The sequence below is a fragment of the Streptomyces sp. S07_1.15 genome, assembly GCF_020739505.1.
GTDB classification, from domain to species: Bacteria; Actinomycetota; Actinomycetes; order Streptomycetales; family Streptomycetaceae; genus Streptomyces; species Streptomyces xinghaiensis.
The window spans coordinates 428,990-444,134 of sequence record NZ_JAJBZK010000001.1; the positions used below are offsets into that span (position 1 = coordinate 428,990).

Sequence of the window (15,145 nt, forward strand, 5' to 3'; positions counted from 1 at the left end):
TCCCGCAAGCGATCCCAGGGACGACACCCTGAACGAGTCTGTGACGGGTCGGTGGCCAGGCACCGTCGCAGAGGACCAGCCCGGCCCTGTGCAGGACGTTCAGCGAGCCCACGCGGTCGGTGTTGTCCACCGGACCGCAGTTGACGCACCCGGACTTCGCCCGAGTGACACGGTTCACCTTCGCCACCTACCCGCACCCGCCGATCCGGGGCGGACAGGTGCGGGTGGGGACACCCCCGGCGAACCCGGGGTGAGGCGGGCACCGCCGACTGCTGGGGCCAGTGGTCGAGGACAACGCGGCAGGCACCGTCTTGCCGGCCTCGCTCCAGCGCGACCCGGGAGCGGTGGGCTCACATGCCGCCACTCGGATCTCTACGGCGTGAAGAAGTCAATGAGCGCACGGGCGACCCGGTCAGGCGCGTTCTCCATCGGAATGTGCCCCGCATCCGGGATACGCAGAAGCGTGGTGTGCGGGATCTCCGAGGCGAACCGCTCGGCGTACTCCACCCTCTGGAAGCCGTCGTCCTCGCCCCAGATCAGCAACTTGGGCGTCGTGGACCGCTGCAGTGCGGGAACGAGACCAAGGGTATAGCGGCTGTCGGCCGCTCCCGCCATGGCCATCCAGGAGCGACGGACCCGCGGAGCGGTCCACGGATCCAGATAGTCAGCGATCCGCTGCTCGGTGGCGGCACCGGCCAGCGCCGTTGCCACAGCCTGCCGGCGGGCGGCCAGGAATTCATGGGCGGAGGTCGCCGCGACGACCTCCGAGTCCCGGAACCGGATCACGCCAGGCACTGGCCAGGAGTCATAGGTAACCGAGTTGGACAAGGCCAGTCGGGACACCTCCAGCCGATCTTGGGCGAGGAGGTGCTGGGCTACGGCACCGCCGATGTCATGACCTGCCACGGCGATCGACCCGGATATTCCCAGCGCGGACACGAATTGCGCCACCCAGTCCGCAAGAGCCGGCACCGTGGCCGTTTCCGGGGTGAGTTCGCCTCCCGAGCGCCCCAGTCCGGGGAGATCCACCGCGATCGGCCTCAGCCCCGCCGCCGCCAGGTGGTGCAGCACCGGAAGCCAGACCCGGCTCCAGTACGTTCCGTGGAGCAGCAACACGACCGGGCCGTCCTGCTCTCCGGTCTCCGCGGTCAGGTAGCTGGCCGTTTCGCCATCGACCTGGACTCCTGTCCTGAACACGTCCGTTTCGGTGATTGCACGCATGGGGCCACTGTGACCGGGGCCGGCCTCCTGTGACAGAGTCCGGAAAGACTCCCACGGGTACATTCCTGCCATGAGCCTTCATCGGGTGGTGGCCCTGCTCAGCCAGCCGCAGTCGCCCTTCGAACTCGCCTGTGCCGCCGAGGTGTTCGGCACCGTCCCGCAGGACGCGCCGGCCCGCTACAGCTTCCGGGTCTGCGCCGAGCACCCCGGTCCCCTGCCCACCACCGCCGGCTTCGCGATGCTCGTCGACGCAGGGCTGGCGGCCCTCCAGGAGGCGGACACCGTGGTCGTCCCCGGCCGGCAGCCGCCCGACACACCGGTGCCGCCGACCGTCACCGAGGCACTGCGGGCTGCCCACCAGCGCGGGGCGCGGATCGTCGCGATCTGCACGGGGGCGTTCGTCCTCGCTCAGGCCGGACTGCTCGACGGCCGCCGCGCCACCACTCACTGGCGCCGCACCGCCCAACTCGCCGCCTCTTTCCCCGAGGTGCGGGTGGACCCGGACGTGCTCTTCGTGGACCACGGCGACGTGGCGACCAGCGCCGGAACCGGCGCGGGCATCGACCTGTGCCTGCACCTGGTACGTTCCGACCACGGCGCGGCATACGCCGCCCAAATCGCCCGGAATATGGTTCTGCCGCCGCATCGGGAGGGCAGCCAACTCCAGTACGCCGCACAGCCCGCACCGGCCAGGGCGGACGAGTCACTGGCGCCACTGCTGGAGTGGGCCGCCTCCCGGCTCGACACCCGATTGACCCTCGGCAGCCTCGCCGAACGCGCCGGACTGTCCAGCCGGACTCTCGCCCGGCGGTTCACAGAACAGTTGGGCACCAGCCCGGGACAGTGGCTGCTCAGTCGGCGCCTCGACGCGGCGCGGGTACTGCTGGAGCAGACCGACCTTCCGGTGGAAGCCATCGCCACCCGGGTGGGACTCGCCTCGGCGGTCAACCTGCGGCGCCGATTCCGGGCGCATCTCGGCACCACACCCGGCGCCTACCGACGGACCTTCAGTGAGATCTGACGGCGGGACCGGGGTTCCTACACAGGCAGGCGTAACGCAGGTGCAGCGGAGTGTCAGCACGGCGGACGATCGAACGGAGGAGAGACGGCGCTGCTGGCCGTACCAGGGAGGTGAGTTGAGGAGCGAGAAGGTGACGGTGAAGCTGGACCGGCCGATCGGCGGCAGCTCCGCCTTCAATGTCACCAACGACTCCGGGGAGAGGTTCATGCTCACCGCTGGGCACTGCGTCACCGGCGGCAACAGCGAGCCCTCGGCCGCCATGCCGGAACCGGCCCCGGGGACGGCACGTCCCAAGGGCGGTACGGCCTCCGCCCTCACCGCACAGCGTCCATTCTCTCGCCGCCAGTTCGGGAAGGCCCATGAGCCGCAACATCGCACGTATCGCCAACATGGCCGTCACCCTCGCTCTCTTCACCGGTGGAACCGGTGTCCTGGCCGGCTGTGGCAGCGACAGGGCCGGCGACCGGCGCGAGGAGGTCCGCTCCTCCGAACCCACCCCGGCGCCGGAGGCGACGGCACGTGCGCGCCGGGTCGCCGACGCCTGGGACGGCTCCAGAGCTGCTGAGGTGTGGGGCAGGGGTTACCACCCGATGGGAGAAGAGGTTCAACTGCCCGAGAGCGCCTTCCACACCGAGGCCGACCAGCGCGCTTACGCGACCGGGAACTTCGTCCTGCGCAGCGAGCTTCCCGCAAGCTCGCCGGATCACGGCCGGGTGACATGGGAGCGCGGCGGCTCCCTCACGCTGCCGCTCATGACGGCCCGGGCGGCGTACGAGAGTGTCGACCGCGGCGGCGACGACGGGCCGCGCCTCACGGTGACCGGGGCGAAGCTGGGCGAGATGACCCTGGCCACCAGCCGCGGCCCGGCGATCGTCCCGGCATGGCTGTTCACGCTGGAGGGCTACGACACTCCTCTCAGGCGGGCAGCCCTCGGTCCGTCGAAACTCCCCGAGCCGCCCATCAAGCCCGTCGGGGAAACGCCCACCGACGAACTGGCGCCACTCGGCCGGCTGGTCGAGGTGGCCGGTGACGGCCGGTCCGTCACCGTGATGGCGAACCACGGGTCCTGTGACGACGGCCCCGCCGTGGACGTGCTGGAGACGGGCGGCAGCGTGGTGCTGTCGGCCTGGGTCGTCGATCCGGAGAAGGGCCCCTGTACTTCCGAGTTGAGGAGCGAAAAGGTGACAGTGAAGCTGGACCGGCCGATCGGCGGCCGTGTCCTCCTGGACGCGTTCACGGGCCGGCCTGTGGCGAACGGGGAGCGCGACGGGGGCTCGCCCGGCTGACGTCAGTCGCCGGCGGCCACCGATCCGCCAGTGCACGCACACGCCGCTGGACCACCGCCGCCGGAGACATCGAGCCCAGCGGGCGAGGCGCTCGGCGGGGGCCCTTGCCCCGCCGCCCGTCCGTCCTCACCAGTCCCCGTCCCGCACCGGTGAACCCGGCTGCGGCGCGTCGCCGAGCGGGTGGGTCTGGTGCGGGGACGGGGGCTGCCAGGGCGTGTGGTCGTCGCCCAGCCACTCGCCCACCGGCTCGACCCCGCCCAGGGTGTCCGTGGGCGCCAGGTCGGTGGCGTCCTCGTCGTAGTAGTCGTACCAGGGCAGGCCGGCGCGGGTGTACGCGGCGCGGTCCACCGGGGACGGGGGCGGCTCCTCGCCGGTGATGCGGCGCCATTCCGGCGGGGTCACCAGGTGGACGAAGACACGCCCGGCCGGCTCCTCCGACCAGTCGGAGAGCGGCCGGTCGTCCCGGTACACCTCCTGCCGCATCGAGCCCCCGACACCCAGGCCCATGGCCGCCGCCGCACGCGGGGCCGCCGCGCCGGGGGCCGGGGGCGCTCCGGCGGGTGCGGCCGCGGCGGCGAAAGCGGGCCCGTCGGCTCCGGCGGAGCCGGGAGGGGGCGCCGCGCTCCGGTACCGGGCGCGTACGGCCGCCTGGCGCTCGGCGCGCCGGCGCTGCTCCTCGCGCCACGCCGCCAGCGCCGGGCCGGAGAGGGGGAAGGACTGGAGCTGCACGCCGCCCCAGGTCTCCTCGCCCGTCACCTGGCCCTCCACCGTGGCGCCCATGCCCAGCGGTACGGCGACGAACTGACGCACCGTCCCCTTGCCGGAGTTGATGCCGTCCAGCCAGGGCTGCCGGGGCAGGACCACGTAGTTCTGCGGCGTGCGCCGCAGCCGGCCGGTCCACGGCTCGCCGGAGACGGCGCACACCTTGCCGACGCCGACCTGGAGTGCGGCCGGTTCGGCGCTGCCCGCGAAGCTCAGCCACATCGCCTCCCGCAGATACACGGGCAGCAGCACCCCGCCGCGCTCCCGCATCGCCTGCGGCGCGGTGCCGGCGTGGTCCTCGACGCGGCGCACGGGGAACTCGCCGAGGCCGGGCGGCAGCGGATGCGTCCCGGTCTCGGGCAGGCGCAGCGTCCGGATGAAGCGGACCCTCACCCCGCCGCCCAGCAGCAGACTGTTCCCGTCGATCCGCACCGCGCCGTGTCCGGCCATGCCGTCCCCTCCCGTTCCCGCCCCTCGGCCCCGCGTGTCCGCGGAGCCGTCTCCCGGTGCTTACCACGACGTACGGCCCGGAGCGGTTCCCTTCCGGGCAGCCGCCCGGGCCCGGGGGACGCCCCGCGTGCCCGCCGGGACAGCCGCCGCCGCGCGGCCGGGGGCGCGGTGCGCTTCCGCCCGGTGGTGCGCCTCCGCGGCCGGGCAACCCTTCCTGCCTACTCTCCGTCCATACCCGCATCGGACACCACGTCAGGAGAGATCCGCACATGCCCCTAGTGACCGTCGGCCGTGAGAACAGCACCGACATCGAGCTCTACTACGAGGACCACGGCGACCCCGCCGGACAGCCGGTGGTCCTGATCCACGGCTACCCGCTGGACGGCGACTCCTGGGAGAAGCAGCTCCCGGCCCTGCTGGAGGCCGGGTACCGGGTGATCACGTACGACCGCCGCGGCTTCGGCCGCTCCGGCCGGCCCACCACCGGCTACGACTACGACACCTTCACCGCCGACCTGCACACCCTGATGACCACCCTGGACCTGCGGAACGCGGTCCTCGCCGGGTTCTCCATGGGCAGCGGCGAGGTCGGCCGCTATCTGGCCACCCACGGCTCGGAGCGCGTGGCCAAGGCCGCCTTCCTGGCCTGCCTGGAGCCCTACCTGCTCAAGACCGACGACAACCCGGACGGGGTGGACGGCCAGGTCTTCGAGGAGATCGCGGCCGCGGTGAGCCGGGACCGCTACGCCTACTTCACCGAGTTCTACAAGGCCTTCTACAACCTCGACGAGACCCTGGGCAGCCGGATCAGCGAGGAGGCCGTCCGGGCGAGCTGGAACACCGCGGCCGGCGCCTCCCCGCACGCCTCCCTGGCCTGTGTGGCCACCTGGACGACGGACTTCCGCGCCGATGTGGCCCGTATCGCCGAACTCGCCCTGCCCACGCTCATCCTGCACGGCACCGGGGACCGGATCCTGCCCGTGGACTCCACCGCCCGGCCGCTGCGCAAGCTGCTCCCCCACGCCGAGTACGTGGAGATCGAGGGCGCACCGCACGGCCTGCTGTGGACCCATGCGGAGGAGGTCACCGAGGCGCTGATGAACTTCCTCGGGAACTGATCCCGCGACACGCGAGAGGGCCGGAAGGGGCGCACATGCCCTTCCGGCCCTTTCGCCCGCGGCTCAGTACGGGCCGTTGACGTTGTCGATCGATCCGTAGCGGTCGGCCGCGTAGTTGCAGGCCGCGACGATGTTGGCGACGGGGTCGTACTGGCTGTTGGCCGTGCCCGGGACGTGGTACGCGTCGAAGGTCGGCTTGATGACCTGCAGCAGGCCGATGGACGGGGTGCCCTTCTGGGCGTTGATGTCCCAGTTGTTGATGGCGTTCGGGTTGCCGCTGGACTCCCGGATGATGTTGCGGTGGATCCCCTCGTAGGTGCCGGGGATGCCGTGCTGCTTCATGATGTCGAGGGCCTCGCGGATCCAGCCGTCCAGGTTGTTCGCGTAGGACTTCCCGGAGGCGGACGGGGCGGGGGCCGCGGGCTTCGCCTGCTGCGCCGCATCGCCGCTGTGTCCGGCACCGCCGGGCCGGGAGGCGTCGAGGGAGAGCTCCTGGCCGGGGAAGATGAGGTGCGGGTTGTCGCCCACGGTCTCCCGGTTGGTCTCGTAGACGGTCTTCCAGCCTCCGTCGACGTCGTACGCGGTGGCGATCCGGTGGAGGGTGTCGCCGCTGACGACGGTGTAGGACTCCGGACCGGTCCGCTTCCGCCCGGCCTCGGGGGCGGCCTTGGGCTGCGCGGCCTTCGGCTTGGCCGGGGAGGCCGCCTCGGGCTGTGCGGCCGTGTCGATGTCCGGTGCCCCGGAGTCCCGGGACAGTCCGGCCTTGGGGCCGCAGGTGGGCCAGGCGCCCGGGCCCTGGACGGCGAGCAGCTTCTCGCCGGCGGCGATCTGCTGGTCCTTGGTGGCGAGGTCGGCGCGCGACGCGTATTCGGTGCCGCCGACCGACTCCCAGCTGGACTGGGAGAACTGCAGTCCGCCGTAGTAGCCGTTGCCGGTGTTGGCGGCCCAGTCGCCGCTGCTCTCGCAGGCGGCGACCTCGTCCCAGACGGCGACGGGAGCGGCGTTCGCGCTGCCCGCCGTCAGCAGGGGGGCGGCAACACCCGCGCCGCCGGCCGTGAGAACCACGGAAACGCGGGAGACCTGACGGGAAATCGTTGAAGTGCGCGGACGACGGTGGCGGCCACGAGACATAGTTGTGCGTCCTCTCCGACGCCTGCGAGGTTAGCTGTCGGATTCGGGCTGGAGTTGCCCGGCCAATTCCCCTGACGCCCGGGGCGTATTCGGGAATTGGCTTCACCCCTAGCCGGACCGGGCGGAGCGCGCGGTACGGCAGTTTGTGGTTTCCCCGCTCCTGCCGCGCTGATCTGCTGTTTCTCCACCGGCCGGGCGGCAGGACTCGGCGTGTTCCGGCGGTGGAGCCCCCGCCGTCGAGCGGAGGCGAGGACACATAAACACAGCGATTTGGTAAAGACAAGGTGAGGGAAAGCAACCCCATTCCGGACCGCGGCCGACACCGCTCATGCGAACACCGTGCGCACCGGATCTTCACCGGAGCGTGAAAGGGCCGGAACCCTTCGCGCGCTCAAATCTCGGCGGGGGAAAGAGAATCGGGGAATAACGCGGCCGGGGATCTCCCCGGGGTATGCGGACGGAGAGCGGAACATGTGATCCGGGACACACCTCAGGAGAGGTTTAGCTCAGACCGGCGCCATTCCGAACGGAGTTGACTTTCCTCCCGAACACCACCGAATCGGAAATTACCCGCGCAGATGGCTCTTCTCGGGCCGGTCCTCCCAGCTCCCGGCGCGCGGGCGCGGGGTGCCATGAGCAATCCGGGCGTCAACGAGTAGGGTGCGTCGGCGCGTTGGCCCATCGGGCCGGCCGGCGAAGTCGTGGGCGTGACGGGGGCGGGGCGGGGACGATGCGAGGCCGCGGTGCCGGCTGCCGTACCCCCCGGCCGGGCAGCTGGTCGCCGGGCCCTGCGCACGGGATGCCGCCGCCCGGCGGCGGCCCGCCGCTCCGGTACAGCCGCTCCTCCGCCCCGGTCACGCATCCCGACGACACAGCGACCGTCCGTACACGCACCCGCTCCGGATCGGCGGCCGGGAGTGGTCCGCGCCGGGGATGGAGAGGCCCGAAGAAGGGCTCTGACGTGCTGCTCAGCGCCGGTTCCTGCCCTCCCGGGGCGTGCCGTTCCAGAAGCACCGGGTGACATCCGGGGTGATGGGTAAACGGAACTATCTCCGCGGTCAAGGGCGGAACCGGCCGATGGCGTCCGGAAGGCCGCCGTACCGCCCGCGGAGTCTCCGTGACCGGAAGGAGGCGGACACCGTGACCGACGCGGTCCGGGTGGGAAAGGTGCTCACCGACCTGATGCAGGCCGGCCACACCACGGCGCTGGAGCAGCTGCCGGACGTCGTGGCCGCGCACGCCGAGACCGTGGGCCTGCACGACGTGGCGCTGTTCGCGGTGGACCTCCAGCAGAAGGTGCTGCGGCAGCTGACCGGCCGGGGAGCGGACGCGGGCGAGGGCGGAGCGGAAGTGGCGGTCGACGGCACGCTGCCGGGCCGCGCGTACCAGAACGTGACCGTCGTCAGCGAACCCGCCCCGGAGAGGGCTCACGGCCGGTGCCGGTGGTGGGTCCCGGTCACCGACGGGGTGGAGCGCCTCGGCATGATGCGCGCGGACACCGCCGCGGAGGACCGGCAGAGCCGGGAAGCGGTCCGCCATCTGGCCTCGATGGTGGCGTTGCTGCTGCTCAGCAAGCGGTCCTTCAGCGACTCGTACGCCCGTCTCGTGCGCAGCAGGCCGATGAACGTGGCCGCGGAGATGCAGTGGAACCTCACGCCGCCCCCCGCTTTCGCCGGCCACAACGCCATCGTCACCGCCGCCCTGGAACCGGCCTACGAGGTCGGGGGCGACGCCTACGACTATGCCCTCACGGGCACCAATCTGCACCTGGGCATCTTCGACGCCATGGGGCACGACACCACCGCCGGGATCACCGCCAACGTGGCGGTGTCCGCCTGCCGCAACGCCCGCCGTCAGGGTGCCTCCCTGGCCGAGTCCAGCCGGCTGGTGGAGAAGACGCTCAACGAGCAGTTCGGGACCAGCCGCTACATCACCGGGATCCTGGCCGACCTCGATCTGGAGACCGGGCGGCTGGCCTGGGTCAACCGCGGCCACCACCTGCCGGTGATCATCCGTGCGGGTGGCCGGCCGTCCCAGCTGGCCTGCCCCCCGGCCGGCCCGATGGGCGCCTCCCTGGGGCTTCCGGTGACCGTCTGCGAGGAACAGCTGGAGCCCGGCGACCGCCTCCTGCTGTACACGGACGGCATCACCGAGGCTCGCGGCGCCGACGGCAAACAGTTCGGCATGACCCGTTTCGTGGACTTCGTCATGCATCACCACGCCAACGGGCAACTCCCCCTGCACGAGACCCTCCGCCGTCTGATGCACGCGGTGCTCGAGCACCACGACGGCAGGCTCGACGACGACGCGACCGTGCTGCTGGCCGAGTGGGCCGGCGGCCGCCAGGAGAAGCTGGTCCCCTGAAGGCGGGCGCGTGGGCCCGTCCCGGTTCCGAGGCTCCCGCGCCCTCCGGGCCGGCACCGGCGGCACAGGCCGTACGTTGGAGGAGATGGTGGTGAACGGCTCCGCCCGGTTCACCACCGGGTGCGCCGCACGCCGGACCGCACGCAGCCCACGCCGTTCCGACCCGAGGATCTCCGTATGCCCGCCCGCTCCCGTCCCCGCTCCGCGGCCACCGCGGCCGCCGCTGCCGCGATCCTGCTGGCCGCCGTCCTGACCGGCTGCTCCGACGACTCGAGCCCGGACGGGCGCGGCGGTGCGTCCTCCGCCGAGTCCGCCGAGTCCACCGAGTCCGCCGAGCACTCCCACGGCTCGGAGGGCTCGGTCAGCGGGATCAGCCACATCCACGGGCTCGGCGTCAATCCCGGCGACGGCAGGCTCTACGTCGCCACGCACCGCGGAGTCATCGCGGTGGACGACGACGGCTCCTCCGAGCGCGTGGGCGACACCGCCGACTACATGGGCTTCACCGTCGCCGGGAAGGACACCTTCCTCGGCAGCGGCCACCCGGCCGAGGGAAGCGGCGACCACGCCAACCGCGGGCTGATCAGGAGCACCGACGCCGGGAAGACCTGGACCTCCCTCTCCCTCGCGGGCAAATCCGACTTCCACTCCCTCGAAGAGGTCGACGGCACCATCTACGGCTACGACAGCACGGCCGGTCTGCTGCGCGTCAGCGAGGACGGCAAGAAGTGGGACGAGCGCGCCGAAGTGGCGGCCCTGGACATCGCCGTGAGCCCCGAGGACCCCGGCACCGTCCTGGCCACCACCCAGAGCGGCGTCGCGCGGAGTACGGACGGCGGCAAGACCTTCGGCGCCGGCAGCGAGCCGGTGCTGACGCACCTCTCCTGGGCGGAAGGCGACGCCCTGTACGGGATCGCCCCCGACGGCGCGGTGCACCGCAGCACCGACGGTGGCACGAGCTGGAAGAAGGCCGGGACCGTGCCGGGCGGGCAGGCGCAGGCGCTGACGGCCGTCGACGCCGACCGCGTCCTGGCCGCCACCCAGAGCGGGGTGTACGAATCCCGCGACGGCGGCAAGTCCTTCACCCGGCGGCTGGCGACGTCGGAGGACTGACACCGGAGAACACCGGAGCCCGGCGCTCGCACGCCGGGCTCCGGTACTCGCCTCAGGGCCGGTCGGTCACGGGGACGGGGACGGGCGGTTCCCGCCTCCCCATCGGCCCGGTCGGGGCTAGTCGGTCAGGGTCGGGGTCTGCCAGTTCCTCCACTGCGAGAGGTTGCCGGGCTTCTTGCTGGAGATCCTGATCGTGCCCGAGCTGCTGCCCGTCCCCAGCATGTACTTCTGGATGTGCTGCTGAAGCGGGCCGCGCCACTCGGACCGGCTGGCGCAGTGGTTGCCGTCCTGGATGTCGGACCAGTAAGTGATGTTGCTCCCGGCACCGAGCGCCTTGTAGATCTCCGCTCCGCCCAGGGCCGCCACGCTCCCGGAGCCGGCGCCCAGCCAGTCGATGTGCGGGTTCTCCATGATGAAGAGCCCGCGCGGCGCGACCATGCCCACGATCTCGTGGGTGTCCACCGGCAGCCTGGACGGGTCGCTCGTGTAGGAGCCGAAGGCGTCGCCCAGCCACGGCTGTTCTCCGTAGCCGCTGCTCAGCGGCTGCGCGCCGTTCTCCCGCGGGATGCCGCGGAAGATGGGAGCGCCGCCGGTGCCCGACTCGATCGGCATGGTCAGGGCGATGCGCTGGTCGAACGCACCGGCCACGAAGGCGCCCTTGCCGTACCGGGAGCACCCGGTGACGCCGGTGCCCTCGGCCTTGAGGACGCTGCCGTCCGACTGCTCGATGACGTCGATGATCCGGCTGACGCCCCAGGCCCAGGCCATCAGCAGCCCGGTGCTGCTGTTGGAGCCGTAGACGCTGTAGAAGGCGCCCTGCTTGTTGTTGCGGGGCGTGCCCTCCCGTCCGACCGCGAACGGGTCGAAGCTGATGACGGCGGCACCGGCGGCCTTGATCGTGGAGGTGTCCGCGCCGAAGCCCCCGTAGACGATGACGGCCGGGAAGGGCCCGGAACCGCTCGGCAGGTCGACGCTCGCCGAGAAGCTGGAACTCCTGCCGCTGTCCGACACATTGACAGTGATGTTGCTCCGGGAGACCGATCCCGAGACGCTCTGCGGCTTGGCGGGTTTGGTGCCGTAGACCGTCTTCTCGGCCATCTTCTTGATCTCGGCCCGCCGGCACCGCCAGTCGGACTTCGCGGTCACGCGTGAGCCGTCCAGCTTGGTGAACGGGTCGGGAAGCAGGGAGTTGGCGGGTGTGGAGCCCGGGTCGGGCACGTTGCAGTCGGCGCCGTCGTCCTCGACGTCGGCCGCGAACTGCGTGGCGGCTCCGGGGCCGGGTGCGGCCACCGCCTGTGGGCTGAGGGTGGCGGCGCCCAAGCTCGCGACGGCCACGAAGACCGCGGCGGCCCAGGCCCGGGGCCGGTATCGATGGAAGCGCATGTGGGGGAACCTCCATGGGAAAGGCGCGCAGCCGAGGGAACGGCTCTCCGGCCGACGCCATGGAGCCGTGAAGTTGCCACTGCACGCCGGATGGTGGGGAACGTCCCGGACCGCGATGCGGCCGCAGCTGCCCCCAGACTCCGGCCACGGCCCAGAACACTCGCACGGTACAAGGGCGTTGGCCGCCTCACAACCCCGCGCCGAACAGGCCGGACCCCCGGATCCCCGCCGTGGACGGCCCGGTTTCGCCGGCGCCGGATAGAACGATTCAGCACCTCCGGGGGCTGTCGCCCCCCGGGCCGGCCGCGCGGGGAGGACACCGCGGACGCGGAAAGGCGCCGCCGCACCCGGTCCTGGGGTGCGGCGGCGCCTCGCGGTGGTGTGTCCGGCCGGCCCGCGAGGGGCCGCGGCCGGTGGAGGCTAGCGCGGGGCCATGCGCAGGGCGCCGTCCATGCGGATCGTCTCGCCGTTGAGGTAGTCGTGGTCGATGATCGCGAGGGCGAGCTTGGCGTACTCCTCGGGGGCGGCGAGGCGCTGCGGGAACGGCACGCCGGCGGCGAGCCCGGCCCGGAACTCCTCGGACACGGTGGCCAGCATGGGCGTCTCGACGATGCCCGGCGCGATGGTGCAGACGCGAATGCCGTACTGGGCGAGGTCGCGGGCGGCCGGCAGGGTCAGCCCGACGATGCCGCCCTTGGAGGAGGCGTAGGCGGCCTGGCCGACCTGGCCCTCGTAGGCGGCGATGGAGGCGGTGTTGACGATGACGCCGCGCTGGCCGTTCTCGTCGGCACCGGTCTGCGCGATGGCCTCGGAGGCGAGCGCGAGGACGTTGAAGGAGCCGATCAGGTTGACCTGGACGATCTTGGCGTAGAGGCCGAGGTCGTGCACGCCCTTCTTGCCCAGGATGCGCATGGACGGGCCGATGCCGGCGCAGTTGACGACGGTGCGCAGCGGGACGCCGGAGGACGCCGCCGCCGTGACGGCGGCCCGGACCTCGTCGCCGTCGGTGACATCGGTCGGCACATAGGTGATGCCCGCCGTCTCCGGGGCCTTCTCGATGCTCCCGGGGAGGTCGAGGGCGAAGACCTTCGCCCCCTGCTTCACCAGGGCGGCGGCGGTCGCCGCGCCCAGGCCGGAGGCCCCGCCGGTGACGATGGCGGCGGTGTTCTCGATACGCATTACTGCTGCTCCTTGTTCCGCACGGTGATGATGCCGCGGCTGTCCTTCTTCAGCGCGCGGCTGATCACCATGCGCTGGATCTGGTTGGTGCCCTCGAAGATCTGCATCACCTTGGCCTCCCGCATGTAGCGCTCCACGGGGAAGTCACGGGTGTAGCCGTAGCCGCCGAGCACCTGGACGGCGTCGGTGGTGACCTTCATGGCGTTGTCCGTCGCGACCATCTTCGCCACCGACGCCTCGCGGCCGAACGGCAGCCCCAGGTCCTTCAGCCGGGCGGCGGCCAGCGTGACGGCGCGGGCGGCGTCGACGGCGGCGGCCATGTCGGCCAGGACGAAGGCCAGGCCCTGGTGCTCGATGATCGGCTTGCCGAAGGTCTCGCGCTCCTGGGCGTAGCGCAGGGCGTGGTCCAGGGCGCCCTGGGCGAGGCCGGTGGCCACGGCCGCGATGCCGAGCCGGCCGGAGTCGAGGCCGGCGAGGGCGATCGGCAGGCCCTGGCCCTCGGCCCCGATACGGCGGTGCCGCGGGACGCGTACGCCGTCGAAGCGCATGGTGGCGGTGGCCGAGCCGGTCAGGCCCATCTTGCGCTCGGGCGGGTCGGCGGAGAGCCCGGGGGTGTCGGCCGGGACGAGGAAGCAGGAGATGCCGTGCGCCCTGTCCTCGGAGGTGCGCGCCATGACGGTGTAGAAGTCGGCGTAGCCGCCGTGGGTGGTCCAGGCCTTGCTGCCGTTGAGCACGTAGTGGTCGCCGTCGCGGACCGCGCGGGTGCGCATGGCCGCGGGGTCCGATCCGGCGTGCGGCTCGGAGAGGCAGTAGGCGCCGAGGGTCTCGCCGCCGAGCATCCCGGGGAGCCACTCCTCCTTCTGCTCGTCCGTGCCGTACGCGGCGAGGGCGAAGCAGGACAGGGCGTGGACCGAGACGCCGACGCCGATGCTGGACCAGACCGCCCCGATCTCCTCCAGCACCTGCAGATAGACCTCGTAGGGCTGCTCGCCGCCTCCGAAGTCCTCGGGGTAGGGGAGGCCCAGGAGGCCGGCGCGGCCGAGGGTGCGGAAGACGTCGCGGGGGAACTTCTCGTTGGCCTCCCACTCGGCGGCGCGGGGGGCGAGTTCCTTCTCGGCGAGTTCACGGGTGAGACCGATGAGGTCGGCGGCTTCCCTTGTGGGGAGCGTTCGCGTTGCGGGCATGGTTGCCGTCCCTTGAGTGATACTGGAGCCGATACGAGAGTATCGCTACGGGTACGGGTCCGGCCAGCGGGGAGCCTGCCCGCTGCCGGTGACCTCCCCGGCGGGGCGGGGAAGAGAGAGCCGGGAGGACCGGCCGGGGCCGGGCGCCGGGCCCCGCCCGGTGGGAATCCGGATGGGAACCGGGTGGGAAACCGGGTGGGGAAGAAGCCGGGTCAGGAAGAGACGGCGTGCACGATGAGCGAGGCCAGTTCGGCGTACGCGTCGGCGTCACTCAGCCCGGTGTTCGCGGTGACCCCGCCCCGCTGGATCTCCTGCATCGTGGCCGCGACGACCTCGCCCACGAAGGCGGCGTGCACATCGCGGAAAGCCCCCGCGGCCACACCGTCCGTGATCAGCTGCCGTACCCGGGCGGACGCGTGGCGCGTGTTGGCCTCGTAGACCTCGCGGGCGGGGGCGAACTCGGCCATGTCGTCGAGGAAGCGCCGGGAGAGCGGCCTGAGCTGCTCGGACACGGCCTTCAGATAGACCACCACGCGGTCCGCCGGGGCCGAGGTGTCGGCGACCTGCTTCTCGACGGCCTCGGTCGCCGCCCGGAAGTAGTACTTCACAGCCTCCCGGACCAGCTCCTGCTTGCTGCCCGCGAGTTGGTACAGCGTCGTCTTGGAGCAGCGCAGCCGCACGGCCAGGTCGTCGAGGGTGAAGGAGGCGAAGCCCTCCGCCGCCACCAGCGCGACCAGGCGCCGGAGCAGATCGCTCTGGCGGGCGGTGCGGCGGGCGGACGGCATGGCGTCAGCGTATCCGGTGCCTCCGGCGGCGGGCCGGGCCGGCCGCCGGCGCCGTCCGCGCGGGTCTGCGTCCCGGCGGACGCCGTGCCCGGCCGAGGGCATGGGTGTCGCGCGCACCCCCGGCCGCCGAAGTGTGGTGTCCCACCAC

12 protein-coding genes and 1 riboswitch are annotated in these 15,145 nt (G+C 72.1%); of the genes, 5 read left to right on the forward strand and 7 right to left on the reverse strand.

What is annotated here, in order from left to right; translation table 11 throughout:
- Positions 1–372: 372 nt before the first annotated feature.
- Entirely contained in the window at positions 373–1,221 is an 849-nt protein-coding gene (locus tag LIX60_RS01930) for an alpha/beta fold hydrolase (RefSeq protein WP_227956904.1), read from the reverse strand.
- A gap of 70 nt (positions 1,222–1,291) precedes the next feature.
- Here LIX60_RS01930 and LIX60_RS01935 point away from each other — a divergent pair, with 70 nt between their 5' ends.
- Positions 1,292–2,242, forward strand: a complete 951-nt coding sequence (locus LIX60_RS01935) for a GlxA family transcriptional regulator (RefSeq protein WP_227956905.1) — start codon at positions 1,292–1,294, stop codon at positions 2,240–2,242.
- Between the two features lie 359 nt (positions 2,243–2,601).
- Positions 2,602–3,528, forward strand: a complete 927-nt coding sequence (locus LIX60_RS01940; protein WP_227956906.1) for a hypothetical protein — start codon at positions 2,602–2,604, stop codon at positions 3,526–3,528.
- A 126-nt stretch (positions 3,529–3,654) separates the two neighbouring features.
- Here LIX60_RS01940 and LIX60_RS01945 read toward each other — a convergent pair whose 3' ends face one another.
- The gene (locus LIX60_RS01945) at positions 3,655–4,740 is read right to left on the reverse strand and encodes a hypothetical protein (RefSeq protein WP_227956907.1); all 1,086 of its coding nucleotides are present in this window, start codon (positions 4,738–4,740) and stop codon (positions 3,655–3,657) included.
- A 269-nt stretch (positions 4,741–5,009) separates the two neighbouring features.
- Between LIX60_RS01945 and LIX60_RS01950 the strand changes: the two genes are divergently transcribed.
- The gene (locus LIX60_RS01950) at positions 5,010–5,858 is read left to right on the forward strand and encodes an alpha/beta fold hydrolase (protein ID WP_227956908.1); all 849 of its coding nucleotides are present in this window, start codon (positions 5,010–5,012) and stop codon (positions 5,856–5,858) included.
- Positions 5,859–5,921: 63 nt separating this feature from the next.
- Here the strand turns inward: LIX60_RS01950 and LIX60_RS31675 are convergent, their stop codons facing one another.
- A complete protein-coding gene (locus LIX60_RS31675; RefSeq protein ID WP_374117779.1) occupies positions 5,922–6,989 on the reverse strand; it encodes a transglycosylase family protein in 1,068 nt (355 codons plus the stop codon).
- A 6-nt stretch (positions 6,990–6,995) separates the two neighbouring features.
- Positions 6,996–7,210, reverse strand: a riboswitch (cyclic di-AMP (ydaO/yuaA leader).
- A 919-nt stretch (positions 7,211–8,129) separates the two neighbouring features.
- Here LIX60_RS31675 and LIX60_RS01965 point away from each other — a divergent pair.
- On the forward strand, positions 8,130–9,353 hold the full coding sequence (locus LIX60_RS01965; protein WP_227956909.1) for a PP2C family protein-serine/threonine phosphatase: 1,224 nt from the start codon (positions 8,130–8,132) through the stop codon (positions 9,351–9,353).
- A gap of 177 nt (positions 9,354–9,530) precedes the next feature.
- On the forward strand, positions 9,531–10,466 hold the full coding sequence (locus tag LIX60_RS01970; RefSeq protein ID WP_227956910.1) for a F510_1955 family glycosylhydrolase: 936 nt from the start codon (positions 9,531–9,533) through the stop codon (positions 10,464–10,466).
- 117 nt (positions 10,467–10,583) lie between these two features.
- On the opposite strand, the gene LIX60_RS01975 is transcribed toward LIX60_RS01970, so the two are convergent.
- The 4 genes from LIX60_RS01975 to LIX60_RS01990 form a co-directional block, all read right to left on the reverse strand.
- Positions 10,584–11,849, reverse strand: a complete 1,266-nt coding sequence (locus LIX60_RS01975) for a cellulose-binding protein (RefSeq protein WP_227956911.1) — start codon at positions 11,847–11,849, stop codon at positions 10,584–10,586.
- 420 nt (positions 11,850–12,269) lie between these two features.
- A complete protein-coding gene (locus tag LIX60_RS01980; RefSeq protein ID WP_019708156.1) occupies positions 12,270–13,028 on the reverse strand; it encodes an SDR family NAD(P)-dependent oxidoreductase in 759 nt (252 codons plus the stop codon).
- The gene (locus LIX60_RS01985; protein WP_227956912.1) at positions 13,028–14,212 is read right to left on the reverse strand and encodes an acyl-CoA dehydrogenase family protein; all 1,185 of its coding nucleotides are present in this window, start codon (positions 14,210–14,212) and stop codon (positions 13,028–13,030) included. The genes LIX60_RS01980 and LIX60_RS01985 overlap by 1 nt, the downstream gene beginning before the upstream one ends.
- Positions 14,213–14,424: 212 nt before the next feature.
- Positions 14,425–14,997, reverse strand: coding sequence for a TetR/AcrR family transcriptional regulator (locus LIX60_RS01990; protein ID WP_227956913.1), 573 nt, complete (start codon positions 14,995–14,997; stop codon positions 14,425–14,427).
- Positions 14,998–15,145 lie beyond the last annotated feature (148 nt).

Excerpts from the sequence above, each read along its gene's own strand:
- LIX60_RS01935 (WP_227956905.1), top strand. The coding sequence starts at position 1,292 with ATGAGCCTTCATCGGGTGGTGGCCCTGCTCAGCCAGCCGCAGTCGCCC.
- LIX60_RS01950 (WP_227956908.1), top strand. The coding sequence starts at position 5,010 with ATGCCCCTAGTGACCGTCGGCCGTGAGAACAGCACCGACATCGAGCTC.
- LIX60_RS01930 (WP_227956904.1), bottom strand. The coding sequence starts at position 1,221 with ATGCGTGCAATCACCGAAACGGACGTGTTCAGGACAGGAGTCCAGGTC.
- LIX60_RS01940 (WP_227956906.1), top strand. The coding sequence starts at position 2,602 with ATGAGCCGCAACATCGCACGTATCGCCAACATGGCCGTCACCCTCGCT.
- LIX60_RS01945 (WP_227956907.1), bottom strand. The coding sequence starts at position 4,740 with ATGGCCGGACACGGCGCGGTGCGGATCGACGGGAACAGTCTGCTGCTG.
- LIX60_RS01985 (WP_227956912.1), bottom strand. The coding sequence starts at position 14,212 with ATGCCCGCAACGCGAACGCTCCCCACAAGGGAAGCCGCCGACCTCATC.
- LIX60_RS31675 (WP_374117779.1), bottom strand. The coding sequence starts at position 6,989 with ATGTCTCGTGGCCGCCACCGTCGTCCGCGCACTTCAACGATTTCCCGT.
- LIX60_RS01980 (WP_019708156.1), bottom strand. The coding sequence starts at position 13,028 with ATGCGTATCGAGAACACCGCCGCCATCGTCACCGGCGGGGCCTCCGGC.
- LIX60_RS01975 (WP_227956911.1), bottom strand. The coding sequence starts at position 11,849 with ATGCGCTTCCATCGATACCGGCCCCGGGCCTGGGCCGCCGCGGTCTTC.
- LIX60_RS01990 (WP_227956913.1), bottom strand. The coding sequence starts at position 14,997 with ATGCCGTCCGCCCGCCGCACCGCCCGCCAGAGCGATCTGCTCCGGCGC.
- LIX60_RS01970 (WP_227956910.1), top strand. The coding sequence starts at position 9,531 with ATGCCCGCCCGCTCCCGTCCCCGCTCCGCGGCCACCGCGGCCGCCGCT.